20 protein-coding genes are annotated in these 23,597 nt (G+C 76.2%); 7 read left to right on the top strand and 13 right to left on the bottom strand.

Translation table 11 applies throughout. The features are described 5' to 3' along the window. Positions 1-110: 110 nt before the first annotated feature. From AB0J08_RS28490 to AB0J08_RS28435, 12 genes are all read right to left on the bottom strand, one after another. Positions 111-836, bottom strand: a complete 726-nt coding sequence (locus tag AB0J08_RS28490) for a hypothetical protein (protein ID WP_360640396.1) — start codon at positions 834-836, stop codon at positions 111-113. A gap of 107 nt (positions 837-943) precedes the next feature. Then, a complete protein-coding gene (locus AB0J08_RS28485) occupies positions 944-2,179 on the bottom strand; it encodes an ABC transporter permease (protein ID WP_360640393.1) in 1,236 nt (411 codons plus the stop codon). Continuing rightward, positions 2,176-2,871: an ABC transporter ATP-binding protein gene (locus AB0J08_RS28480; protein ID WP_360640389.1), complete on the bottom strand. Its 696-nt coding sequence runs from the start codon at positions 2,869-2,871 to the stop codon at positions 2,176-2,178. The genes AB0J08_RS28485 and AB0J08_RS28480 overlap by 4 nt, the downstream gene beginning before the upstream one ends. After that, positions 2,868-4,439, bottom strand: coding sequence for a peptidoglycan-binding protein (locus AB0J08_RS28475; protein WP_360640385.1), 1,572 nt, complete (start codon positions 4,437-4,439; stop codon positions 2,868-2,870). Before AB0J08_RS28475 ends, AB0J08_RS28480 begins: the two co-directional genes overlap by 4 nt. A gap of 321 nt (positions 4,440-4,760) precedes the next feature. Next, positions 4,761-5,546, bottom strand: a complete 786-nt coding sequence (locus AB0J08_RS28470; RefSeq protein WP_360640382.1) for a type III pantothenate kinase — start codon at positions 5,544-5,546, stop codon at positions 4,761-4,763. A gap of 34 nt (positions 5,547-5,580) precedes the next feature. Further along, complete coding sequence (gene nadC / locus AB0J08_RS28465) at positions 5,581-6,543, bottom strand: carboxylating nicotinate-nucleotide diphosphorylase (RefSeq protein WP_360640379.1); 963 nt, start codon at positions 6,541-6,543, stop codon at positions 5,581-5,583. A 4-nt stretch (positions 6,544-6,547) separates the two neighbouring features. Continuing rightward, positions 6,548-8,221 carry an L-aspartate oxidase gene (locus tag AB0J08_RS28460; RefSeq protein ID WP_360640376.1) on the bottom strand — a complete coding sequence of 558 codons (1,674 nt, stop codon included), beginning with the start codon at positions 8,219-8,221 and terminating at the stop codon, positions 6,548-6,550. A 17-nt stretch (positions 8,222-8,238) separates the two neighbouring features. Next, positions 8,239-8,688 carry an aspartate 1-decarboxylase gene (gene panD / locus AB0J08_RS28455; protein ID WP_360640373.1) on the bottom strand — a complete coding sequence of 150 codons (450 nt, stop codon included), beginning with the start codon at positions 8,686-8,688 and terminating at the stop codon, positions 8,239-8,241. A 75-nt stretch (positions 8,689-8,763) separates the two neighbouring features. Next, a complete protein-coding gene (gene panC / locus AB0J08_RS28450) occupies positions 8,764-9,669 on the bottom strand; it encodes a pantoate--beta-alanine ligase (protein ID WP_360640370.1) in 906 nt (301 codons plus the stop codon). Beyond that, a complete protein-coding gene (locus tag AB0J08_RS28445) occupies positions 9,669-10,616 on the bottom strand; it encodes a DUF2520 domain-containing protein (RefSeq protein WP_360640367.1) in 948 nt (315 codons plus the stop codon). Before AB0J08_RS28445 ends, panC begins: the two co-directional genes overlap by 1 nt. A 194-nt stretch (positions 10,617-10,810) precedes the next feature. Beyond that, entirely contained in the window at positions 10,811-11,500 is a 690-nt protein-coding gene (locus AB0J08_RS28440) for a response regulator transcription factor (protein ID WP_360640365.1), read from the bottom strand. A 31-nt stretch (positions 11,501-11,531) separates the two neighbouring features. Then, on the bottom strand, positions 11,532-12,761 hold the full coding sequence (locus tag AB0J08_RS28435) for a sensor histidine kinase (protein ID WP_360640362.1): 1,230 nt from the start codon (positions 12,759-12,761) through the stop codon (positions 11,532-11,534). A 128-nt stretch (positions 12,762-12,889) separates the two neighbouring features. On the opposite strand from AB0J08_RS28435, the gene AB0J08_RS28430 reads away from it, so the two are divergent. Further along, the gene (locus AB0J08_RS28430; RefSeq protein WP_360640359.1) at positions 12,890-13,909 is read left to right on the top strand and encodes an SAM-dependent methyltransferase; all 1,020 of its coding nucleotides are present in this window, start codon (positions 12,890-12,892) and stop codon (positions 13,907-13,909) included. Next, positions 13,906-15,075, top strand: coding sequence for an NADH-quinone oxidoreductase subunit D (locus AB0J08_RS28425; RefSeq protein ID WP_360640356.1), 1,170 nt, complete (start codon positions 13,906-13,908; stop codon positions 15,073-15,075). Before AB0J08_RS28430 ends, AB0J08_RS28425 begins: the two co-directional genes overlap by 4 nt. Positions 15,076-15,090: 15 nt before the next feature. Here the strand turns inward: AB0J08_RS28425 and AB0J08_RS28420 are convergent, their stop codons facing one another. Continuing rightward, positions 15,091-15,921: a hypothetical protein gene (locus tag AB0J08_RS28420; RefSeq protein WP_360640404.1), complete on the bottom strand. Its 831-nt coding sequence runs from the start codon at positions 15,919-15,921 to the stop codon at positions 15,091-15,093. 254 nt (positions 15,922-16,175) lie between these two features. Here AB0J08_RS28420 and AB0J08_RS28415 point away from each other — a divergent pair, with 254 nt between their 5' ends. From AB0J08_RS28415 to AB0J08_RS28395, 5 genes are all read left to right on the top strand, one after another. Next, positions 16,176-16,616, top strand: coding sequence for a hypothetical protein (locus AB0J08_RS28415; RefSeq protein WP_360640353.1), 441 nt, complete (start codon positions 16,176-16,178; stop codon positions 16,614-16,616). Positions 16,617-16,826: 210 nt separating this feature from the next. Beyond that, complete coding sequence (locus tag AB0J08_RS28410) at positions 16,827-19,709, top strand: toxin glutamine deamidase domain-containing protein (RefSeq protein WP_360640350.1); 2,883 nt, start codon at positions 16,827-16,829, stop codon at positions 19,707-19,709. Positions 19,710-19,794: 85 nt separating this feature from the next. After that, entirely contained in the window at positions 19,795-21,099 is a 1,305-nt protein-coding gene (locus AB0J08_RS28405; RefSeq protein WP_360640347.1) for an SUKH-4 family immunity protein, read from the top strand. 213 nt (positions 21,100-21,312) lie between these two features. Beyond that, positions 21,313-22,173: a glycerophosphodiester phosphodiesterase gene (locus AB0J08_RS28400; protein ID WP_360640344.1), complete on the top strand. Its 861-nt coding sequence runs from the start codon at positions 21,313-21,315 to the stop codon at positions 22,171-22,173. Positions 22,174-22,264: 91 nt separating this feature from the next. After that, the gene (locus AB0J08_RS28395) at positions 22,265-23,227 is read left to right on the top strand and encodes a Ppx/GppA phosphatase family protein (RefSeq protein WP_360640341.1); all 963 of its coding nucleotides are present in this window, start codon (positions 22,265-22,267) and stop codon (positions 23,225-23,227) included. Positions 23,228-23,597 lie beyond the last annotated feature (370 nt).

Genomic DNA, 23,597 nt, shown 5'->3' with positions numbered 1-23,597 from the left:
AGGCGGCCGGCGGCGGTGAGCCGCTGGAGGGTGCCGGCGACCACCGCGCTGCCGAGACCGAAGCGGGCGGCGGCCTGTGCGGACGGCGGGGGCGGGCCGGGCGGGGGCGGTCAGCCGGTGCCGGTGGCCAGCTCCAGCTCCTCGGGCGCGGGGGGCGAGGGCCGGGCCGGGGGCTTGGGGCGACGGCCGAAGAGCTCGGCGGGGGTCGGCATCCGGTGCGGCTGGGGCGGCGTCCGGGGGGCGTCGGGCTGCTCTGCGCCGGGCTCGGTGCTGCTCATCGGGATCCGTCCTCCAACAGGGGTGGGGAGACTGCTCGGGGGTGCGGCAGGGCTCGGTACGGCAACGAGGTGGCGCTGGCCGGTGGTGAGGGCGAGCCGTTCGCGGACGGCCGCCTCGGCCAGTGCGTGGCAGCGCCCGGCCAGCCGCGAGCGGCGGGACCGCTCGGTCCGGCCGCACGGCTGTCGGGTCAGGCCGCGCAGCGCGGTGAGGTCCTCGGGTCCGGGGAGGTAGCCGTCGGCCACCGCCTCCTCCAGGCGTTCCAGGTAGCCGGCGGCGCTGCCGGGCAGCGCCGCCCGGTAGCGGCCGAGGTCGGCGAGGAGGAAGGCGCGCAGCCGGCCGCCCTCCTGGACGGCCTCGTCGATCGCCTCGGTCAGGCGCAGGGCGTCCTGGACGTCTTCGGCCCACAGCTCGGCGCCCGCGCCGGCGAACGGCAGCCGGTCGGGGTGGAGATGGACGGGGACGGCGGGGTGCAGTGCTTGGGCGAGGGCGCGGCGCAGCACGCGGACTTCGTCGGCGCTGAAGGCCATGCCGCCGCGCGATCCGTGTGGCGTAGGCATGGGCTGACACTACGTGAGGAATATCCGATTTGTCGGTAACGTCGCGCCGATCCCCCACGTTTGGCCCGGTGAATGTCCTGGGACGAAGGGCCCGCCCACCCGCCCGCTCAGCGCCGCAGGGCCTCGGCCGGCTGGATCCGGGCCGCGCGCCACGCCGGGTAGGCGCCGGCCAGCAGACCGGTGGCCAGACCGACGACCGGGGCGGCGGCCACCGTCACCGGGGCCACCACCGGGGTCCAGTCCCGGGCCAGCGCCACGCCGAGCACCGTCAGCACCCCCAGCGAGCTGCCGACCAGACCGCCGAGCAGCCCCAGGGACGCCGACTCGCAGAGGAACTGGCCGGTGATGTGGCGGCCCCGGGCCCCCAGTGCCCGGCGCAGCCCGATCTCGCCGGTCCGCTCCAGCACCGCGACCAGGGTGGTGTTGGCGATCCCGACGGCCCCGATCACCAGGCAGATCCCGGCGAGCAGCAGGAGGAGCCGGTCGAGGTCGGAGGTGACGGCCGTGCGCAGGGTGCGCGGGTCCGGGGGCGGCAGCGCGGTGAAGTTCTCCGGGTGCGCAGGGTCCAGCGCGAGCGCGGCCTCGTCGGCGACCTGCCGGGCCGCGCCGATCCTGGTGACGACGATCATCTTCGCCCGGTCCTGGGTGGGCCCGCCCCAGAGCCGGGCGGCGGCCCCGCGCGGCACGATGACGGAGAGCAGCGGGTCGGGGCCGCGCCGGGCGTCGTCGACGATGCCGATGACGGTGAACGGCCGGCCGGCCAGGAAGACGGCGGGCTGGGTGTCGAGGGTGCCGATCCCGAGCCGGGCGGCCAGGGCGGCCCCGAGCACCGCCACCTGCCGGCCGGTGGTGTCGTGCCAGGTGTCGAAGGTCCGGCCCCGCACCAGGTGCGGTTCGGCCGCCGCGAGGACGCCGGCCGAGGCCGCGACCACCGCGGCCTGCTCGTCGCCGGACGGCCGGCCCACCGGCGCGGCCCGGACCGACCCGGCGGGCAGGTGGACCGGCCAGTAGACGCCCGCCGCCTCCACCCCGTTCAACCGCTGGATCCGGGCGTCGGCGTCGACGGGGAAGGAGAGCCCGGCGAGGTCCGGTCTCGGCCCCCCGGTGTCCTCGATGCCCACCTCGGTCGCGGTCAGCACGCTGAAGCGGGAGTCGATCCGGGCGGAGGCGGTGGCCGTCAGCCCGAGGACGGCGACGAAGGCGCCGACCCCGAGGACGGTGCCGAGGCCGGTCAGCGCCGAGCGGGCGGGCCGCTGGAGGACCCCGGCGAGGGCCTCGGCGAGCAGCTCCCGCAGCGGCAGCCGGGAGGGCTCGACCACGCGGGTGCGGGTGCGCGGCCTCATCCGGCGCCCACCTCCCGCAGCACCCCGTCGCGGATCGTCACCGTCCGCCGGCCCCGGGCGGCCACCTGCGGGTCGTGGGTGATCAGCAGCACGGTCAGGCCCTGCGCGTGCAGATCGTCCAGCAGGGCGAGGACGGACTGCGCGGTGCCGGTGTCCAGATTGCCGGTCGGCTCGTCGCAGAGCAGCAGGGCGGGCCGCCCGACCAACGCGCGGGCGATCGCGACCCGCTGCCGCTCGCCGCCGGAGAGCCGGGTCGCCACGGCGTCCGCCCGGTGGCCGAGGCCCACCCGGGCCAGGGCCTCGCGGGCCCGTTCCCGCCGCTCGGCCGCCGCCCGGCGGCCCCGTGCGGCGGTGTACAGCAGGGCGAGCGCGACGTTATCCGCCGCCGAGCGGTGCGCCAGCAGGTGGAAGGACTGGAAGACGAAGCCGATCCGGCGCCCGCGCAGCGCGGCGCGGTCGCCGTCCCGGAGCGGGCCGGTGTCGACGCCGTCCAGCAGGTACCGGCCGGTGGTGGGGGTGTCCAGCAGGCCGGCGATGTTGAGAAAGGTGGACTTGCCGGAGCCGGACGGGCCGGTCACCGTGACGTACTCGCCCGGGGCGACGGCCAGGTCGCAGGGGGTCAGGGCGGTGACGGGGGGCGGCCCGGGGTACGTCAGGCCGACCCGGCGGAACTCGACGACGGGGGTGCTCACCGGGCGCCCGCCCGGGCGGCGTCCCGCACTCCGACGATCACCTGGTCGCCGGGGTCGAGCGCGCCCTCGGTCAGCGGACGCACCTCCGTGCTGCCGCCGCCGACCATGCCCGAGGTCACCTCGACCCGGCGGCGCTGCCCGTGCTCGTACACCGTCACCACCGTCCTGCCGTCCGCCGTGGCGGAGACGGCGGAGAGCGGGACGACCAGCACCGGGCCGGCCGAGGCGGCGGCCCGGACGGTGAGGCGGACGTCCTGGCCGGCCAGTCCCGGGTCGAGCGGGGTGTCCGGTTCGACCACCAGTGGGTAGCCGGCCCGGTCGGGAGCGGGTTGCGGGGCACTGCCGGAACCCCCGGTGCCGGCGGCCGCCGGGGGCCCGCCGCCGGGGGTGTCGGCCACCGCGGTGACCTTGGCGGCCGCCGTCGTCCCGGTCACCTCGGAGCGGATCTCCACCGCCTGGCCGGGGCGGACCAGGCCCTTGTCGGCGACCGTCAGGCTGCCCCGGACGACCAGCGCTCCGGCCGAGACGGTGAGCACCGTGCCGGTGACCTCGCCGCCGACCCGGCCGGCGACGCCGTCCACCCGGGCCGGGAAGCCGGTGAGGAAGAGCAGCTCGCCGGCGGGGACCATCGGGCCGACGGCGGCCCGGACGTCGTCGGCCCTCCTGCGGAGCTTGGCGAGGTCCTCGCCGGCGCGGGTCACCTGCTTGCGGGCCGTCTCGATGGCGGTGCGGGCCGCGTCCACCGGGCTCTCGCCGGCCGGGGCGGCCGGCTGCGCCGGGGGCTGCGGGCTCTCGGTCCGGCGGGCCTGTTGGGCGGCTGTGGCGTCGTCCAGGCGCTTCTGCGCGGCCTTCAGCGCGTCCCGGCCGTCCACCAGGGCCCGCTCGCCGCTCGTCACCGCGTCCTGGGCGGCCGACACCTGGGCGTCCCCGTCCGGCGAGGCCGGCAGCGGGTCGTAGCCGCGCGCGGCGTAGAAGGCCGTCACCGCCGCCCCGGTGGCCGCGCCGTAGCGCCCGGCGGGGTCGCCCTCCGAGTCGAACCCGAGGGCCTTCAGGGCCTGTCGGAGCTGTTCGACGTCCTGGCCGGTGGCTCCCGGCCGGAGGTCCCGGTACACCGGGAGTTCGCCCCGCAGGGCGAACACCGGCCGCCCCGCCACCTCCAGCACCGACTGCCCGGCGGCGACCTGGTCGCCGACCCGCACCGGCAGCTTGGTCACCACCGGCCTCACCCCGGCCGGCCCGCCGCTCCCGGCCGGCGCCACCTCGACCGTCTGGCCGGCGCCGACCTGGCCGCGAAGCACCACCGAGTCGGTCAGCACGCGTCGCTCCACAGCGGCGGTCAGGACGTCCGGCGGCGGGGGCTCGTGCTCCGCCGCGGCCTGCGCGGGCGACCTGACCACCAGTGAGGCGGCCAGTCCGGCGCCCGAGACGGCCGACGCCGTCACCACGACCGCCAGCAGCAGCCGCCTGCGGCGCCGCAGGCCCGGCCCGCCGGGACCCGTCCGCGACGGCTCGGAGCCTGTGGCCGGGCGGTCGTCCCGCGCCGGCTCGGACCTCTCGACGTTCGACACGCCCCACCCTCGATCCGGCTTCCGGGCCGCCCGACCGAGTGGCCCCGTACGGTTCGTCCGCCCCGTACCCGACGGGGCGTCAGTGCGCCGGCCGGGTGGGCGGGCTCGTCGGGTGGGCGGGACCGCGCCCGCACCCCCCGGTGCCCACCGGCCTCCCCCGGCCGCGGGGCCGGCGCGCTGCCCGGTCCCGGGGCGTGAAACTAACACAGCGCGGGGTCGCTCCGGCCGGGATCGCGAGGAACGGCGGGGCGGGCGCGGGGGAGCGGGCGCGAATGTCCCGTTCCGGCGGGTTCGGAGCGGTGAGCGCGGTGAAGTCCCGCCTCAGCTGGGCCGGTTGCGCTCGTACACCAGGCGCAGGCCGATCAGGGTCAGCCAGGGCTCGTGGACGTCGATGGTGCCGGCCTCGCCGAGGACCAGCGGGGCCAGCCCGCCGGTGGCGATGACCTGGACGTCGTCCGGGTCCTTGGCGAGCTCCTTGGCCATCCGGTCGACCAGGCCGTCGACCTGGCCGGCGAAGCCGTAGAGGATGCCGGACTGCATGCCCTCGACGGTGTTCTTGCCGATCACGTTGCGGGGGCGGGCCAGCTCGATCTTGCGCAGCTGGGCGCCGCGCGCACCGAGCGCCTCCACCGAGATCTCGATGCCGGGGGCGATCGCGCCGCCGACGTAGTCGCCGCGGGCGTTGATCGCGTCGAAGGTGGTGGCGGTGCCGAAGTCGACCACGATGCACGGGCCGCCGTACAGGTGGTTGGCGGCCAGCGCGTTGACGATCCGGTCGGCGCCGACCTCCTTGGGGTGGTCCATCAGGACGTGCACGCCCGTCTTCACCCCCGGCTCCACGATCACCGCGGGGACGTCGCCGTAGTAGCGGCGCGTCACCTCGCGGAACTCGTGGAGCACGGAGGGGACGGACGAGCAGATCGCCAGGCCCTCCACCGCGGCCTCGTTGACCGCGGTGTGCGAGCCCATCAGGCCCTGCAGCAGCACCGCCAGCTCATCGGCCGTGCGGCGCGGATCGGTGGAGATCCGCCAGTGCTCGACCACTTCCTCGCCGTCGAACAGGCCGAGCGTGGTCTGGGTGTTGCCGACGTCGATGGTGAGCAGCATGGGTGCCTTCTGCGTGAGGGGTGATCAGAGGTGATCAGGCGCGCAGGTCCAGGCCGATGTCCAGGATCGGCGACGAGTGCGTGAGCGCGCCCACGGCCAGGTAGTCCACCCCAGTCTGGGCGACCTCGCGCGCGCTGGCCAGGGTCAGTCCGCCGGACGCCTCCAGCCGGGCGCGGCCGGCCACCAGCTCGACGGCCTCCCGCAGCTGCGGCACGGTGAAGTTGTCCAGCAGGACGAGGTCGGCCCCGGCCTCCAGCACCGGCGGGATCTGCTCCAGGGTGTCCACCTCGACCTCGACCGGCAGCTCGGGGTAGGCGGCCCGGACGGCCCGGAACGCCTCGGCGACGCCGCCGGCCGCGACCACGTGGTTGTCCTTGACCAGGGCCGCGTCGGAGAGCGCCATCCGGTGGTTGGCGCCGCCGCCGCAGCGGACCGCGTACTTCTGCAGCGCCCGCAGGCCCGGGGTGGTCTTGCGGGTGTCGCGGACCACCGCGCCGGTGCCCTCCAGGGCGTCCGCCCAGGCGCGGGTCGCGGTGGCGATGCCGGAGAGGTGGCAGAGCAGGTTGAGCGCGCTGCGCTCGGCGGTCAGCAGGTCGCGGGTGCGGCTGCGGACGGAGAGCAGCACCTGGCCGGCCTCGACCCGGTCGCCGTCCTGGACGTGCCGCTCGACCTCGAACTCCTCCTCGCAGACCAGCGAGACGACCGCCTCGGCGATCCGCAGGCCGGCCACCACGCCGGCCTCGCGGGCGGTGAAGTCGGCGGTGGCGACGGCGTCGGCGGGCACCGTGGCGACCGAGGTGACGTCCTCGCCGCCGGCCAGGTCCTCGGCCAGTGCCAGGGTGGCGATGTCCTCGACCTCGATCGGGTCGAGGCCGGCCTCCTCCAGCAGCTCGGCGAGCTGCGGGTCCAGACCGGTCTCGTAGCCCTCGCCGTCGCCGCACGCGCAGCCGTCGCCGCAGCCTCCGGCCATCGGGAGTTCCTCGTGGGAGTGGGTCATGGTTCTACTGCTCCTCAGGGGTGCTGACAAGATCGCCGGAGGCGGTGAGGGTGGTGATCAGATGGCGCTGCCAGTGGGCGTCGTCCCGCTCCGGGAAGTCCTCGCGCCAGTGGCAGCCGCGGGTCTCGGCACGCCGGCCGGCGGCCGTCACCAGGGCGGTGGCGACCAGCAGCAGGTTGGCGGCCTCCCAGGTCTCCACCCGGGGGTCGGCCGGCTTCTCCTCGGCGACGTGCGCGTACGCGTGCTCGGCGAGCAGGGTGAGCCCGGCGGCCGCGCCGGCCATCGACGCGGCCGAACGCAGCACGCCCGCGCCGTGCGACATCAGCCGCTGGATCTCGGCGCGCGCCTCGGGCGCGGGCAGCGGCACCGGGTGGGCGGCACGCGCGGCGGCGACGTCCACCGAGCGCTCGGGCAGCTCGCCCGCGCGGTGCCGGGAGGTCAGGTCGGCGGCGATCCGCTCGGCGAAGACCAGGCCCTCCAGCAGCGAGTTGGAGGCCAGCCGGTTGGCGCCGTGCACCCCGGTGCAGGCCACCTCGCCGCAGGCGTACAGACCGGGCACGGTGGTGCGGCCGTGCAGGTCGGTGCGGATGCCGCCGGAGGCGTAGTGCGCCGCCGGGGCGACCGGGATCGGCTCGGTCACCGGGTCGATGCCGTGCGCCCGGCAGGACGCGAGGATGGTCGGGAACCGCTGCTCCCACATCTCGGCGCCGAAGTGCCGCCCGTCCAGGTACATGTGCTCGGCGCCCTGGAGCTGCATCTGCCGGGTGATGGCCTTGGCGACGATGTCGCGCGGGGCCAGCTCGGCCAGCTCGTGCTGCCCGAGCATGAAGCGGGTGCCCGCCGCGTCGACCAGGTGCGCGCCCTCGCCGCGGACCGCCTCGGAGACCAGTGGCTGCTGACCCTCGGCCTCCGGCCCGAGCCAGAGCACGGTCGGGTGGAACTGGACGAACTCCAGGTCGGTGACCTCGGCGCCGGCCCGCAGCGCGAGCGCCACGCCGTCGCCGGTGGAGACCGCCGGGTTGGTGGTGGCGGAGAAGACCTGGCCCATGCCGCCGGTGGCGAGGACCACCGCGCGGGCCCGGATGGCGCCGACGCCGTCCCGCTGGCCCTCGCCCATCACGTGCAGGGTGAGTCCGGCGGCGTGCCCGTCGGCGTCGGTGAGCAGGTCGAGGACGAGGGCGTGCTCGATCAGCTCCAGGCCCGGGTCGGACCGGACGGCGGTGACCAGGGCGCGCGATATCTCGGCGCCGGTGGCGTCCCCGCCGGCGTGCGCGATCCGGCGGCGGTGGTGGCCGCCCTCGCGGGTGAGCAGGATCTCGCCGTCCTCGCCGCGGTCGAAGGCGGCGCCGGTGGCGATCAGGTGGCGGACGGCCTCCGGGCCCTCGGTGACGAGGGTGCGTACGGCGTCCTCGTCGCAGAGCCCGGCACCGGCCACCAGGGTGTCGTCCAGGTGCTGCTCGGGGGTGTCGCCCTCGCCCAGGGCGGCGGCGATGCCGCCCTGGGCCCAGCGGGTGGACCCGTCGTCGAGCATCGCCTTGGTGACCACCACGGCCCGCAGGCCGGCCTTGCGGACGTTGAGCGCGACGGTGAGTCCGGCCACGCCGGAACCGACCACGACGACGTCGGTGGTGGTCGTCCAGCCGGGGGCGGGGGCGGTGAGGCGGTGCGTGGCGGGCATGGCGTTCAGTGGCTCCTTCAGCGCGCGGCGGTCGGGGCCGCGCCGTTGCCGTCACCGTACGCCGCGTCGCCGCGGAGCAGTCCGGTGCCCTCCCCGGCCTCGGCCGGGTCGCCGCCGAGGCCGGTGATCCGGTTGTCGGCGTCCACGAAGACCACCTTCGGCAGGTAGCCCTTGGCCTCGGCGGTGTCCATCTGCCCGTAGGCGATGAGTATGACGAGGTCGCCGGGGTGGACCAGGCGCGCGGCGGCGCCGTTGATGCCGATCACGCCGGTGCCGCGCGGGCCGGCGATGGTGTACGTCTCCAGCCGGGCGCCGTTGTTGATGTCGACGATGTGGACGAGCTCGCCGGGGAGCAGGTCGGCGGCGTCGAGCAGGTCCTCGTCCACCGTGACGGAGCCGACGTAGTGCAGGTCGGCCTGGGTCACGGTGGCCCGGTGGATCTTGGACTTGAGCATGGTGCGGAGCATGGGGTCACGCCTCCTGTGAGTGCATGCCTGAAATGGGGACTGCTACCGGTTACCGAGAATTACCGAATCACCGAGTTACCGGACGATGATGCGGACGTTGTCGATCAGGCGGGTCGAGCCCACCTTCGCGGCGACGGCCAGCACCGCCTCGCCCTGGAAGTCGTCCGCCGCCTCGGTGAAGGCGTCCGGGTCGATCAGGGCGAGGTAGTCGAGGGTGACGCCTTCGGACGCGTCCAGGGCGGCCGCGGCGGCCTCGCGCACGGCCTTCGGGCCCTGCGCGGCCACGTCGCGGCCGGCGAACAGGGCCTTGGACAGGGCGAGCGCGTGCTCGCGGTCCTCGGCGGAGAGGAAGCGGTTGCGGGAGGAGAGCGCCAGCCCGTCCTCCTCGCGGACGGTCGGTACCCCGACGATCTCGACGTCGAAGTCCAGGTCGGCCACCATCCGCTGGATGACCGCCAGCTGCTGGGCGTCCTTCTCCCCGAAGAAGGCGAAGTCCGGGTCGGTGATGTGCAGCAGCTTGGCCACCACGGTCAGCACCCCGTCGAAGTGGCCGGGCCGGGTGGCACCCTCGAACCGCTCGCCCATCGGGCCGGCCGCCAGGCGCACCTGCGGCTCGCCGTTCGGGTAGACCTCCTCGACGGACGGCGCGAAGACGACGTCGGCGCCGTTCTCCTCGGCCAGCCGCACGTCCGCGTCCAGGTCGCGCGGGTAGCGGTCGAGGTCCTCGCCGGCGCCGAACTGCAACGGGTTGACGAAGACGGTGACGGCGACCCGGCCGTCCCGGCCGACCTGCTTGCGGGCGGCCCGGATCAGCGCGGCGTGGCCCTCGTGCAGCGCGCCCATGGTCATCACGACCGCGTTGTCCACCGGCTGCTCGTCCGGCCAGAAGGCCGCCTCGAAGTCGGTGACGGTCCGGGTGACGACGGCCCGGTGGACCTTCGGGGCCCGCTGTGCCTTGCCGGGCTGCTTGCCGCGTGCCATCAGTGCTTCTCCTCGTTCAGTACGTCCAGCAGCGCCGCCGCCGACGCTTCGTCGATCGTCCCGTGGGCGAGCGCCCGCTGGGCGGTGGCGCGGGCCATCGCCCGGTAGGCGGCCAGGATGTCCGGGGACACCGTACTGAGCTGCGCCAGGTGGCGCCGAACGGTGCCCGCGTCACCCCGCGCGACCGGGCCGGTGAGGGCCGCGTCGCCGGAGCGCAGGCTGTTGTCCAGGGCGGCGCCCAGCAGCGGGCCGAGCAGCCGGCCGGGCTCGGCGACGCCCGCCGTGCGCAGCAGCTCCAGCGCCTGCGAGACCAGGGTGACCAGGTGGTTGGCGCCGTGCGCGAGGGCCGTGTGGTAGAGCGGGCGGACGCCCTCCGGCACCCACTCGGGATCGCCGCCCATCTCGACCACCAGGGCCTCGGCGACGGGGCGCAGCTCGTCGGGGGCGGTCACCCCGAACGGGCAGCCGGCCAGCCGGGCGAGGTCGACCGGGGTGCCGGTGAAGGTCATCGCGGGGTGCAGCGCCAGCGGCAGCGCCCCGGCCCGGGTGGCGGGCTCCAGGACGGCGACGCCGTGCGCGCCCGAGGTGTGCACCACCAGTTGGCCGGGGCGCACCGAACCGGTCGCGACGAGGCCGGCCACCAGGTCGGCCAGCGCGTCGTCGGGAACGGTGAGCAGCACCAGGTCGGCGGCCGCGAGCACCTGCGGCGGGGAGACGATCCGCACGCCCGGCAGCAGCTGCTCGGCGCGGCGCCGGGAGGCGGCGGACACCCCGGAGGCGGCGACCACCCGGTGCCCGGCGAGCTGCAGGGCGGCGCCCAGCGCCGGGCCGACCCGGCCGGTGCCGACGACCCCGACGGCGAGGCGGGCGGGGCGGTTGCCGGGGTCGGCGGGGTCGCCGAAACCGTCGGCGAGGGGGGTGAAGTCGGCGTTGTCGGACGTGCTCACGCGCGCACCTCCGCGCCGTTCCCGGGCCGGGGGCGGCCCCGGCGCTCGGCGGGGGCAGTCGCCATGGCGCACCTCTCGACGGTGAGCCCGGTTCGCTCGCTCACAGCTCGGCCCTGGTCCTCACTCTTACCGTTCCGGTCCTCTGCGGGTACCGGACGCACCGGCCCATTCTACGGGCCGGTGCCGGGGGTGTCTCAATCCCCCGAGCCGGCCCGGATCAGGCCCGCCTCGTAGGCGAGGACGACGGCCTGCACCCGGTCGCGCAGGCCGAGCTTGGCCAGGATCCGGCCGACGTGGGTCTTCACGGTGGCCTCGGAGAGGACCAGCCGGGCGGCGACCTCGCTGTTCGACAGGCCCTGGGCGACCAGCAGGAACACCTCGCGCTCGCGCTCGGTGAGCGGGCCCAGGGTGTCCGGGCCGGGGGTGCTCGCGGCGGTGGGCAGCACCTCGGCGAACCGGTCGATCATCCGGCGGGTGGTGGTCGGCGCGACCACCGCGTCGCCGCCGTGCACCGCGCGGATCGCGGCCACCAGCTCGGTCGGCGGCACGTCCTTGAGCAGGAAGCCGCTGGCGCCCGCCTTGAGCGCGGCGAAGGCGTACTCGTCCAGGTCGAAGGTGGTGAGGATGAGGACGTGCGGGGCGTTCGGCAGCGGGCTGCCGTCCTCGGCGAGGCAGATCCGGCGGGTGGTCTGCACGCCGTCCAGGCGGGGCATCCGGACGTCCATCAGGATCACGTCCACCTGCGTGTGCCGCAGCCTCTCCAGGGCCTGCGCGCCGTCGCCGGCCTCGGCGACGATCTCGATGTCGCCCTGTGACTGCAGGATCATCCGGAAGCCGGTGCGCAGCAGCTCCTGGTCGTCGACGAGCATCACGCGGATGGTCAAGGTGGCTCCTAGTTCGTGGGCGGCAACGTGGTCAGTGGGCTGCCTTGAGCGGCAGGACGGCGCGGATCCGGAAGCCGCCGCCGGGCCGTGGCCCGACGTCGAGGCTGCCGCTGACCATGCCGACCCGCTCGCGCATGCCGATCAGGCCGTGGCCCTGGCCGTCCGTCCCGCCGGAGGCCAGCTGCTCGTCGGTCGAGCCGCGGCCGTCGTCCTCGATCAGGACGGCCAGCTCGCGCTCGCCGAAGTCGACCGCGACCCGGGCGTGCACATCGGGGCCGCCGTGCTTGCGGACGTTGGTCAGCGCCTCCTGGACGATCCGGTAGACGGTCAGCTCGACGCCGCGGGGCAGTTCGCGCGGGTCGCCCGAGGTGGCGAAGTCCACCTGGAGGCCGGCGGTGCGGACCTGGTCCAGCAGCTCGGGCAGCTCCTCGACGCCGGGCTGCGGCACGTACTCCTCGACGGTGTCCGCGGTGCGCAGGACGCCCAGCAGCCGGCGCATCTCGACGAGCGCCTGGCGCCCGGTGGAGGCGATCGTGCTCAGCGCCTCCTTGGCCTGCTGGGGCGAGTTGTCCAGCACGTAGGCGGCGCCGTCGGCCTGGACGATCATGACGGAGACGTTGTGCGCGACCACGTCGTGCAGCTCGCGGGCGATCCGGGCCCGCTCGGCGGCGACCGCCACCTTGGCCTGGGCGTCGCGCTCGCGCTCCAGCCGGGCGGCGCGGTCCTCCAGCTCGACCAGATAGGCCCGGCGCACCCGGGTGAGCCGGCCCCACGCCCAGCAGAGGATGAAGGGGCTGGTCATCAGCCCCATGATCAGGAGCGTTTCGCCGATGCCGTAGGAGTGGAAGGTGGTCGTGCCGGTCTCCGGGTGGTACTGGCTCTTGAGGAGCTTCTGCTCCCAGAAGACCAGTGGTCCGGCGGACAGGCCGGCGGCGAGCGCGAGCCGGGAGATCCAGGTGGAGCCGAAGGCGGCTCCGGTGTACGCGAAGACCAGGTAGGCGATGCTGGATCCGCCCGGGTCGACGTTCAGCGCGACCTGGGTGAGTCCGACCACGACGGCGGCGGCCACCGTGAGGTCGGGCAGGCGCCGCCGGAAGACCATCAGCAGCGGCAGGATGATCGCGACCGCGAACTGGACGCCCCCGTGCCATCCGACCTCGCCGGCGTCGCTGGGGAGCAACCCGAGGAACAGCACGATCGCCGCCCAGGCGGAGTCGACCACCATGGGGTGACGGCGGAGCCAGGCGTTGAGTCGTTGCACGTCTCAAGCGTAGGCAGTCGCGGAGCGTGGTCAGGTCCGCCGGGAGGGCGATCCGTCCTACTCCCTAGGTCGGAGAAGCCCCGGCTCCGGTTGGGAGGGGCGCCGCGCCGCGGGTAGCGTCCCGCCGCATGACTTGGATGCGGTGGCGGCCCGCCATGGAACAGGCCCTCTACGCCCCGGAGGGCGGCTTCTACCGCAGGCCGGAGGGGCCGGCCGGGCACTTCCGCACCTCGGTGCACGCCTCCCCGCTGTTCGCCCGTGCGGTGGCCCGGTTGCTGCTGGAGGTGGACACGGCCCTCGGCCGTCCGGATGAGCTGGCCCTCGTGGACGTCGGGGCCGGCCGGGGTGAGCTGCTGGCCGGCGTGCTGGCCGCGCTGCCGGACGACGTGCTGGCCCGGCTGCGGCCGTACGGGGTGGAGATCGCGGCGGACCGCCCCGCGGGACTTCCGTCCACAGCCCTGTGGACGGACGAGGTGCCGCGCGGCGTCAGCGGCCTGCTGTTCGCCAACGAGTGGTTGGACAACGTGCCGCTGGACCTCGGCGCGGTGGACGAGGACGGGGCGCTGCGCTACGTCGAGGTGGACACCGCGACCGGCGACGAGCGCCTCGGCGACGCGGTGGACGAGGGCGACGCCGCCTGGGCCGCCCGCTGGTGGCCGGCCTCCGCGCCGGGCGACCTCGTGGAGTTCGGCGCACCGCGCGACGCGGCCTGGGCCTCGGCCGTCGCCGGGCTGGAGCGCGGTCTCGCGGTCGCGGCGGACTACGGGCACACCGCCGCCCGCCGCCCGCTCCTCACCACCCTGACCGGCTTCCGGGCGGGCCGCGAGGTGCGCCCGGTGCCGGACGGCACCTGCGACCTCACCGCGCACGTGGCGCTGGACGCGGTGGCCGCGCCCGCCCTCCACAGCCTGTGGACAACCCAGCGGGAGGCGCTGCGGGCGCTCGGCGTGAGCGGTGCCCGCCCGCCGCTGGCGCTGGCCTCCTCCGACCCGGCGGGTTACCTGCGGGCGCTCGGCGGCGCCGGGGAGGGCGCCGAGCTGACCGATCCGGCGGGCCTGGGCGCGTTCGGCTGGCTCGCGCAGGCCGTCCGCATGCCGGTACCGGAGACCCTCGCCGGCCTCGGGGGATGGCAGACTCTCGGGTCATGAGGGAGACCACGGTCGGCATCGGGGCGGGAGCCGAGAACTTCACCGGCGGGGCGGACAGCACCGACATGGTGCTCAACATCGGCCCGCAGCACCCGGCGACCCACGGCGTGCTGCGGCTGAAGCTGGTGCTGGACGGCGAGCGGATCGTCACCGCCGAGCCGGTGATCGGCTACATGCACCGCGGCGCGGAGAAGCTCTTCGAAGCCCGCGACTACCGGCAGATCATCATGCTGGCCAACCGGCACGACTGGCTCTCCGCGTTCGCCAACGAGCTGGGCGTGGTGCTCGGCGTCGAGCGGATGCTCGGCATGGAGGTGCCCGAGCGCGCGGTCTGGATCCGCACCATGCTCGCGGAGCTGAACCGCGTCCTCAACCACCTGATGTTCCTCGGCTCCTACCCGCTGGAGCTGGGCGGGATCACCCCGATCTTCCACGCCTTCTCCGGCCGCGAGGACCTCCAGCACGTGCTGGAGGAGGCCTCCGGCGGCCGGATGCACTACATGTTCAACCGGGTCGGCGGCCTCAAGGAGGACCTGCCGGCCGGCTGGCTCGGCCGGGTCCGGGCGGCGATCGCCACCGTCCGCTCGCAGCTGCCGGTCTTCGAGGAGCTCGTCCTCGGCAACGAGATCTTCCGGGCCCGCACCGCCGGCGTCGGCATCCTCACCAAGGCGCAGGCCGAGGCGTACGGGGTCAGCGGCCCGATCGCGCGGGCCAGCGGGCTCGACTTCGACCTGCGCCGCGACGAGCCCTACCTGGCGTACGGCTCGGACGAGCTGCGCGCGGTGCTGACCGTGGTCACCCGCGAGGAGGGCGACTGCCTGGCCCGGTTCGAGTGCCTGCTGGAGCAGACGGTCAACTCGCTGGACCTCGCGGACGCCTGCCTGGACAAGCTGGCCACGCTGGCGCCCGGGCCGGTCAACCTGCGGCTGCCCAAGGTGCTCAAGGCCCCCGAGGGCAGCACCTACGCCTGGACGGAGAACCCGCTCGGCGTCAACGGCTACTACCTGGTCTCGCGCGGCGACAAGACGCCGTGGCGGCTGAAGCTGCGCTCGGCGTCCTTCAACAACATCCAGGCGCTGACCGAGCTGCTGCCCGGCACCCTGGTCGCCGACATGGTGGCCATCCTGGGCTCGATGTTCTTCGTCGTCGGCGACATCGACAAGTAGTGCGGGCGGGCCCGGCTACTTCTTGCCGGCCTTCTTCGCCGGGTCGGCCGGGTGCGGGGCCACCTTGCGGTCGCCCTTGGTGGCGATCCGCTGCTCGCAGAGGCCGGCCAGCACCTCGTAGCCGGCCCTGCCCATCAGCTCGGTGAGTTCGGGGCGGTAGCTGATGTAGACCGGGTCCGGGCCGGTGTGGGCGTCCGGGCTCCCGGTGCACCACCAGTGCAGGTCGTGGCCGCCCGGGCCCCAGCCCCGGCGGTCGTACTCGCCGATGGTGACCTGGAGGTAGCGGGTGTCGTCCGGGCGGTCGATCCAGTCGTAGGTGCGGCGCACCGGGAGCTGCCAGCAGACGTCCGGCTTGGTCTCCAGCGGCTCCTTGCCCTCCTTGAGGGCGAGGGTGTGCAGGGCGCAGCCGGCCCCGCCGGGGAAGCCGGGGCTGTTGAGGAAGAGGCAGGCGCCGTCGACCCGGCGGGTCTGCCGGTCGCCGTCCTCGTCGAACATGGTGATGCCGCCGTCGAGCCTGATCCGGCCCTTGTCGTCGGTGCCGTGCGCGAAGTTCTCCCAGATCTCGGGCGTCAGCCGGGCCGCGTGGCCGGCCACGCGCTTCTCGTCGTCCTCGTCCGAGTAGTGCGCGCCGAGCGTGCAGCAGCCGTCCGACTCGCCCCGGCCCTCGCGGATGCCCTGGCAGCCGCGGCCGAAGATGCACGTCCAGCGGGAGGTCAGCCAGGTGAGGTCGCAGCGGAAGACCTGCTCCTCGTCGTCGGGGTCGGCGAACTCGACCCAGGCCCGCGGGAAGTCGAGCGGGACCTCGGGGCGCGGGTCGAGCGGGACCTCGGTGCGCAGGGTCGGCATCGCGAGGTCGACCGGGGTCGCGCCGGACTTGGGCTTCTTCTTGGACGTCTCTGCTGCCACCCGGCAAGGGTAGAGCCTTCACAGCGGTGCGAACCGCCTGCGGCCGGGGCATTTGCGGCGATTTCGCCGAGCGGTGGCGGCCGGAGCCGCCGGCGGGCGAGGTGAAGGCGGGGTGAAGAGGTCCCCGGCGCGCTGCGGCCCGGCCCGGCGGCACCCCTAGGATGGCGGCCGGTCCGCTACGGGGAGGTACGGGGATGGCCAGCGGCAGCAGCAGCGGCGACGCCGGAAGCGGCAGGTTCGCCATCAAGCCGTGGGAACTGCACGGCGAAGGGCGCGAGTTCGAGAAGATCTCGGAGGACTTCGGGAAGGCCGCCGCCACCCTGGAGCAGTCGCTCGCCGGGCTCGGCAGCCCGTGGGGGCTGGACAAGCCGGGCAGCGGTTTCGCCGCCGTCTACAAGGACGCGCGCGGCGGGCTGCTCGGCGGGCTGCGCGGCCTGGCCGGGCAGCTCGGGCAGGTCGGCTCCGGGCTGCACACCATGGCCGAGCGCACCGTCGACGCCGAGACGACGGCCGCCGCCGGCTTCGGCGCCACCGCGGCCCCGGGCGCTCCCGGCGCCGCGGCACCGGGCGGGAAGCCCGGGAAACCGGCAACCCCGGTGGCCGCGGCGAGCGTCCCCAAGGACAGATCGGCCTGACGGCCCGGCCGTCCGCGCCGCCGAACCCGGCGGCGGGGTCAGTCCGGCGATGCCGGAACGTCGCGGCCGGCGCGCCGCCGTCCGTCCGTCGCGGTCCGCACGCGGGCCGTCCGTGCGACGCGGTCCGCCGTCCGCACGGCGAAGTCCGCATGCCGTGATCCGCACGCCGTGATCCGCATGCCGAAGTCCGTACGTCGAAGGGGGAAGCGCATGTCCCGGAAGCTGCCCGAGGAGCTGGCGCCGGTGCTGGCCAGGACCGGCCACCAGTGGCCGCAGGCCGACGAGGACGGGCTGCGCAGGGCGGCCGGCCACTGGCGCGAGTTCGGCACCGAGGCCGAGCGCCTGGGCAAGCGCGGCGGGGACTCCGCCAAGCGCGTCACCGGGGAGAACTCCGGCCGCGCGGTGGAGGCCTTCGGCGAGTACTGGCGGGCGTTCAGCGGCAGCGGCACGGGCCACCTGGACGACGCGCACGCCGCCACCGCCCTGGTGGCCGGCGCCTTCGACAAGGCCGCCCGGGCCGTCGACAGCTGCAAGGCCGACCTCGTCGCCACCCTCACCGAGCTGGCCGCCGAACTGAAGAAGGCCGAGGAACAGGCGGCCCACGCCAAGGCGGCCGCGGCCGAGGTCGCCGCCGCCACCCGCGGCGGCGAGGCCGCGTCCGGCGGGGTCTTCGGGGGGCTGCGGCAGAGCGTCGGCGCGGTGGCGAGCGGAGTGCAGAACGCCGCCACCGAGCAGGTCGCCGAGGCGATGGCGGCGATCGCCGTCGAGACCGCCGGGCTGAAGATCGGCGGCCTGCTGGACGAGCTCGGCCGGGCCATGAAGGACGCGCTGAACGGCACGCTCAAGGAGCCCGCCGTCGTCGCGCTGCTGCGCCTCGCGCCGGGCGGCGGCCCGGGCGTGCGCCCGGCGTCGTTCACCGGCGGCGTCTTCGACCCGCTCGCCGCCGGGCTGCCCGCGGCGCTCGGCGAGCCGGGCGTGCTGGGGGCGGACGGCGCCGGCCTGGCGGTGGTGCTCGGCCAGGACGGCAGGCCCGTGGTCGGGGTGCCGGGTCTGACGGTCAAGCTCGACGAGGCCGGCCGGCCGGTGCTGGACGAGCACGGCGAACCGGTCATCGTCCGGGCCGACGGCACGCCGGTGGCGGACGCGAGCGGGCTGCTCGTCGTGCGCGGCCCGGACGGCCGACCCCTGGTCGGGGTCGAGGACCTCGCCGTGAAGCTGGACGAGCAGGGGCGGCCGGTGCTGGGCAAGGACGGCCAACCGGTGCTGACCGACAAGGACGGCAAGGTGGTCCGCGGCGTACCGCTGACCGACCTCGCGGCGGGAGGCGACCGGAACGGCCACGGGCTGGACGGCAGGCCGGGCGGCCCGCTCGCCGACGGCCCGGGCGCCGTGCTGCCCGGGACACCCGGGACACCCGGGGCGCCCGGCGTGCCCGGGGCCGGTACGCCCGGGGTCGGGCCGGACAGCGTGGTCGTGATGGCCGGGTCGGACTCCGCCGGACACCCGGGCGCGGGCGGTCCGGCGGGTCGCCCGGACGCGGACGGCGGCGGCGCGGGGCCGGTGCGGACCGGTTCGGCGGGCGGGGGCGGCGGGGACTGGGCGCCGTCCGGCCACCCGGACGGCGCGGGCCGTCCGGTCGCCGCGGCCGCTCCGGCGCACAACGGCGGTGGCGGTGGAGGGGGCGGCGTGGCCGGTTCCGGCGGTCCGGCGGACGGCGACTACCACCTGCCGCCCGCCCACCCAGGGGGCGGCGGCGAGCCCGTGACCGTGCGGACCGACTCCGTACTCGCCCCGCCCGCACCGTCGGCCCCCGCCGCGCCCGCGCACCACCCGACGGCGCCCGACGGACCGTCCGGCGGCGGATCCGCCCAGGGCAACCCGTACGGCAGCTCCTACGGCACCCCGTTCGCCGTGCCGGTCGGCACCGGGCCGACCGGCCCCGGCCCGCTCGCGGGCCTGCCCGGCAGCTCCTACACCGGTCCGGTGGCGGTCGGGCACGGCCCGGCGCCGTTCGGCAGCGGGATCGGTGCCGGTCCGCCCGCCGGGGGTGGCGCCGGCCCGGTCGCCGTCCCCGGCCCGGGCGCCCCGGCGGCCGGTGCGCCGGGCACGCCGGGTGTGCCGGGTACCGCCGTCCCCGGACAGCAGGCCCCGGCCGAGACCCGGCCGGGCCTCGGCGCGGGCGGACCGCGGGCGGCCACCGGCACCCCGCACCCCGTCACCGCGCCCGTCCCGCTGCCCGTCCCGGCGCCGCCGTCGGCCCCGCCGGTGGTCGGCCCCGGCGCCGGCCGCCCCGAATCCCACCAGGACGACCACCGGCGCCGCCCCGACGGCCCTCCGGCCGAGGGCGGGAACACCCTCGCCTGGGCCGCCGTCCCGGTCGCCACCGCACACGCCCTGGCGCTCCAGCTCGCCCGGCGCGCCCTGCGCGGCAGCGGTCCCGAGGAGCACGCGGTCCGGCTGCGGACCATCGCCGACAGCCGCCCGTACGGTCTGCCCGGCGGGCTGGCCCCGGTCGACCCCGAGCACCAGCGCGAGGTCGAACGCCGGGCACCCCGGGACGGCGACGGCCTGCCCGTCCGTCACCCCGACCCGGCGGCCGGCGGCTGGGCGGAGGTCGTCAACGCCGACGGCCCGCAGGCCCCGGGCCGGGCCAACAGCAGCCTGGAGATCGCGCTCTCCGCCGTCGACACCTTCACCGGCCGCCCGACCTGCGCCGCGCCCCGCATCCCCACCGAGGGCGACGCCGGGGAACGCGGCGGCCGCGACCGCGCCGAGCGCGAACTCGGCGCCCCGTTCCGCGACCTCGGCGACGGCGAGCCGGCCTTCGGCCGCCTGACCGGCGAACTGCGGCGGGCCGGCCACGGCGCCCAGGCCGTGCTGATCACCCTGGACGGCTTCGGCCGCCCGCACGCCTGGAACGCCGTCAACCACCAGGACACCGTCAGCTACCTCGACCACCAGGTCGGCCGCCGGGGGGAGGACCCCCTGCACGACGCCGGCCGCGGCCTCTGGGCCATCGCCCTCGATCCGGACGGCCGGCCGCTCGACCTCGCCGCCCGCCGCCCCGAACCCGCGGCGAGCGGCGCCCGGTGACACCCCGCCCGCCCGCGCGACCCACCGGCCGGTCCGCCGCCCGCGCGCCGTTCTCCACCCGCGCCCATGCAAGGAGCACCCCCCTGTGACCACCCGCGCGCAGGCGATCGAGGCCGCCCACCGCTGGATCAACGGCGAGCTGCCGAGGGCCTCGGCCGACGGCTCGACCGGGAGCCGGCGGGTGCACTCGCACGAGTTCGACCTCGGGTGGGTGGTCTGGGCGGAGCCCTCGCCGGTGGGGGTGGACCCCCTGACGGGGGAGCGGCGCGCGCCCGAGGAGGTGGGGGCGGCCTGCGCCGTGGTGGACCGGGCGACCGGGCGGTTCACCGTCTGGCCGTCCGTGCCGGTGGACGAAGTGACCGTGCTCTACCGGGACTTCCTCGGTGCCGGCGCCCACGACCCCGCCGCGCCGCCGACCACCGGGCGGGGCACCCGGGCCGAGCTGACCTACCGCGACGAGTTCGGCGAGGTGCGGTCGCTGGTGCTGCGCTCGGCGCCCGGCCTGCCGCACCCGGCGCTGCGCGGCTGGTGGTGGCTGCGCGAGCGGGGCGTCCGGGCGCAGGACGTGCTGGCCGTCCACACCGATCTACGGCTGAGCGCGCTGCCCGGCGGCTACTGGGCGTACGCGCTGGCCGCCGAGCTGCCGGGCGCCCGGGTGGACTCCGACCTGCCGTACGGGCCGCGCTTCGACCACCGGGCGGCGGCCGTCCGCGCGCTGCCGGCCGAACCCGGCGGGCCGGCCCGCAACCGGCTGCCCTTCCCGCGCCCCGCCCCGGCCCCGGCCGCCGAGCCGGACCGGGAACTGCCGGCCCTGCTGGTGGAACGGTTCGGCGCCGCCGGCGTCAAGCGCTTCGACCCGGCCGACGTCGCCCGGGCCGACCTGCCGGAGGCCACCGCCCGGGTACTGGTGGCGGTCGGCGTGCCGGTCGCCGTCGAGGGGTTCTTCGCACTGCACCACCCGCAGCCGGACGCCATCGCCGACGGCACCCGGCCCGGCACGGTGCTGCCGCCGCTCGCCGCCCACCTGGCGGAGATCGGCCGCGGCACCCGGGTGGCCGAGCGGGAGCGCCTCGCGATGGCCCCGCAGCTGGTGCTGGGCACCGACGGCTGGGCGCTGATCACCCTGGACACCGCCTGCGGCGCCGTCCGAGCCGTCGACCCCGACTACGCCACCGCCCGGCACTGCAACGCCGGGCCGGAGGCCTTCGTCCGCGGCCTGGCCCTGTTCGCCCGGTGGCTGCCCGGCCTGCCAGGGCTCGACCCGCGGGCCGCCGGCGCCGCCGTCGCCGAGCTCCAGAACGGCCTGGCGGCGCTCGACCCGACGGTCTTCGACGATCCGGAGAACTGGTGGGCCGTCATCGTCGAGCAGCTGTGGGACGGTCTGCTGTGACGGCGCGCCGGCCGGGCGTCCGGGTGACCCGCGGTGCGCCGCGGCCGGGACGCGCCGGGCGGCGGGCGCACGCTGGGGGGAGTCGACGCCACGGTCGGGTGGTCGGACCGGTGCGTTGATCCGTCGCCGCCCCGTCGAGGATTCCCCGGACACCCCCACCCTCCCGGGGACCCGCACCCTCCCGGCGTCCGAACCAGAGCTGGAGCCCGAGCCGTGACCGCCTCGCCCCGCGCCGCCCACGCGGCCGTCCTCGCCGCCCTCGCGGTCCTGGCCGCCGGCTGCGCCGCCGCATCGGGACTCCGCGCCGGCCCGGTCGCGGCCCAGCGGGTCTGCGACGCACCGGTGGTGATCGGCCATCGGGGCTCGCCGCTCGACGCCCCCGAGAACACCATGGCCTCCTTCGAGAAGGCCCTGGAACAGGGCGCCGACTGGCTGGAGACCGACGTCCAGACCACCCGGGACGGCGTTCCGGTGCTGATGCACGACCCCACCGTGGACCGCACCACCGACGGCAGGGGCGCCGTCGCCGACCTGACCGCCGCTCAGCTCGCCGGCCTGCGGGTGACCGTCGGCCCCGGACCGGCCGAGCCCGTGCCGACGCTGGACCAGCTGCTGGGGCGGCTCGCCGGCAGCCCCGTCACGCTGCTGATGGAGATCAAGTGGCAGCGCGCCGAGGACGTCGCCCGGATCGCCCGGGCCGCGGCCGGCAGCGGCGCCCGGGTCTTCCTCTACTCCTTCTCCGCCGAGCACCTGCGCCAGGCCCACGCGGCCGCCCCCGCCCTGCCGGTCGTCCTCATCCAGGGCGCCTCGCTCGCCGACGACCCCGGTGACCTGCCGCTGCACGGCATCGCGCTGGACGCGACACTGGCCACCGCCGCCCGGATCGCCGCCGAACGCTCGGCCGGCCGCGAGGTCTACGTCTGGACGCTGGACGACGAGGAGTCCTGGCAGCTGATGACCGACCGGAACGCCGACGGCCTGATCACCGACGCCCCCGGCAGGGCCCGCCGCCGGGTCGACGCCGGCTGCCGCACCCCTCGCCCGGCCGCTCCGGGCGCCGCCCACGGGCGCTGAGTCACGGGTGGTCCGGACCAACCCGCCGGACCAGCACGAATACCGACGTGCCAGGTCTGCCGCGAGGCGGCATCGCGTAGCGTGGAGAGTTATGCGACTCGGTGTTCTCGACGTAGGTTCCAACACGGTCCACTTCCTCGTGGTGGACGCCCACCCCGGGGCCGCCCCGGTGCCCGCCTACTCCCACAAGGCCGAGCTGCGGCTCGCCGAACTCCTCGACGACCAGGGCGCGATAAGCGAGCCGGGGGTGGCGAAGCTGGTCGGCATGGTCGCCTCCTCGCTGCGGGTCGCCGAGGACAAGGGCGTGCTCGACATCCTGCCGTTCGCCACCTCCGCCGTCCGGGAGGCCGCCAACGGCGAGGAGGTGCTGCGCCGGGTCGCCGCGGAGACCGGCGTCGAACTGCGGGTGCTCTCGGGGCAGGACGAGGCGCGGCTCACCTTCCTCGCCGTCCGCCGCTGGTTCGGCTGGTCCTCCGGCCGGCTGCTCAACCTGGACATCGGCGGCGGATCGCTGGAGATCGCCTGCGGCCTGGACGAACAGCCCGACGTCGCCTGCTCGCTGCCGCTCGGCGCCGGCCGGCTGACCGGCCGCTGGCTGCCCGGGGACGTGGCCGACCCGGACGGCCTGCGGGAGCTCAGACGCCACATCCGGGCCGAGATGGCCACCGTCGTCGGCGAGATCGCCCGGCTCGGCACCCCGGACCACGCGGTCGCCACCTCCAAGACCTTCAAGCAGCTCGCCCGGATGACCGGCGCCGCCCCCGCCGACGCCGGCCCGTACGCAGACCGCCGGCTCACCCGCAGCAACCTCTCCGCCTGGCTGCCTCGGCTCTCCACGATGACCGTCGCCGAACGGGCCCGGATCCCCGGCGTCTCCGAAGGGCGCGCCAAGCAGCTGCTGGCCGGAGCCCTGGTCGCCGACGCCGCGATGGACCTCTTCGGCCTGGACGAGCTCGACGTCTGTCCGTGGGCGCTGCGCGAGGGCATCATCCTGCGCCGCCTGGACACCATGGACGGCACGGTCGACCGCCGCCGGCCGGCTCTCGCCACCTGAGGCCCGTCCCGGGGGCGGTCCGGCCGGGCGCGATCGATCGACCTGACCGAGCCCGGGGTCGGTCCGGCCGGGCGCACCGGGAGGGCCGCTCCCCGTTCCGGGCGCGGTCCGCTTACGCTGTCTCCCGTGGCGCAACCAGCGGGCGAGGACGGGACGCAGGAGGGCCGCGCTCCCGGGGACGGGCAGCCGCGGCCGGACGCCCCGCGTCGCACGGACCGGCCGCCCGTGGCGGTCGGAGGCGAGCCGGCGCCGGCCGCCGGGACCGGCCGCACCCGCAAGCTCGGCAAGGCCGTGAAGGGCGCGAAGAGCGTCAAGGCGGCCGAGACGGCCAAGGCGGCCACCGCCGCGAAGACCACCCGGTCGGCCCGGA

The organism is Kitasatospora sp. NPDC050463 (genome assembly GCF_040655255.1).
Taxonomy (GTDB): Bacteria; Actinomycetota; Actinomycetes; order Streptomycetales; family Streptomycetaceae; genus Kitasatospora.
This window is presented reverse-complemented; position numbering and strand designations above follow the sequence as displayed.

What these genes read in the sequence shown, in the direction of transcription:
- AB0J08_RS28430 (WP_360640359.1), top strand. Translation starts at nt 12,890, where the DNA reads ATGACTTGGATGCGGTGGCGGCCCGCCATGGAACAGGCCCTCTACGCC.
- panD (WP_360640373.1), bottom strand. Translation starts at nt 8,688, where the DNA reads ATGCTCCGCACCATGCTCAAGTCCAAGATCCACCGGGCCACCGTGACC.
- AB0J08_RS28415 (WP_360640353.1), top strand. Translation starts at nt 16,176, where the DNA reads ATGGCCAGCGGCAGCAGCAGCGGCGACGCCGGAAGCGGCAGGTTCGCC.
- nadC (WP_360640379.1), bottom strand. Translation starts at nt 6,543, where the DNA reads ATGACCCACTCCCACGAGGAACTCCCGATGGCCGGAGGCTGCGGCGAC.
- AB0J08_RS28395 (WP_360640341.1), top strand. Translation starts at nt 22,265, where the DNA reads ATGCGACTCGGTGTTCTCGACGTAGGTTCCAACACGGTCCACTTCCTC.
- AB0J08_RS28410 (WP_360640350.1), top strand. Translation starts at nt 16,827, where the DNA reads ATGTCCCGGAAGCTGCCCGAGGAGCTGGCGCCGGTGCTGGCCAGGACC.
- AB0J08_RS28425 (WP_360640356.1), top strand. Translation starts at nt 13,906, where the DNA reads ATGAGGGAGACCACGGTCGGCATCGGGGCGGGAGCCGAGAACTTCACC.
- panC (WP_360640370.1), bottom strand. Translation starts at nt 9,669, where the DNA reads ATGGCACGCGGCAAGCAGCCCGGCAAGGCACAGCGGGCCCCGAAGGTC.
- AB0J08_RS28490 (WP_360640396.1), bottom strand. Translation starts at nt 836, where the DNA reads ATGCCTACGCCACACGGATCGCGCGGCGGCATGGCCTTCAGCGCCGAC.
- AB0J08_RS28470 (WP_360640382.1), bottom strand. Translation starts at nt 5,546, where the DNA reads ATGCTGCTCACCATCGACGTCGGCAACACCCAGACCACGCTCGGCCTG.
- AB0J08_RS28485 (WP_360640393.1), bottom strand. Translation starts at nt 2,179, where the DNA reads ATGAGGCCGCGCACCCGCACCCGCGTGGTCGAGCCCTCCCGGCTGCCG.
- AB0J08_RS28460 (WP_360640376.1), bottom strand. Translation starts at nt 8,221, where the DNA reads ATGCCCGCCACGCACCGCCTCACCGCCCCCGCCCCCGGCTGGACGACC.
- AB0J08_RS28420 (WP_360640404.1), bottom strand. Translation starts at nt 15,921, where the DNA reads ATGCCGACCCTGCGCACCGAGGTCCCGCTCGACCCGCGCCCCGAGGTC.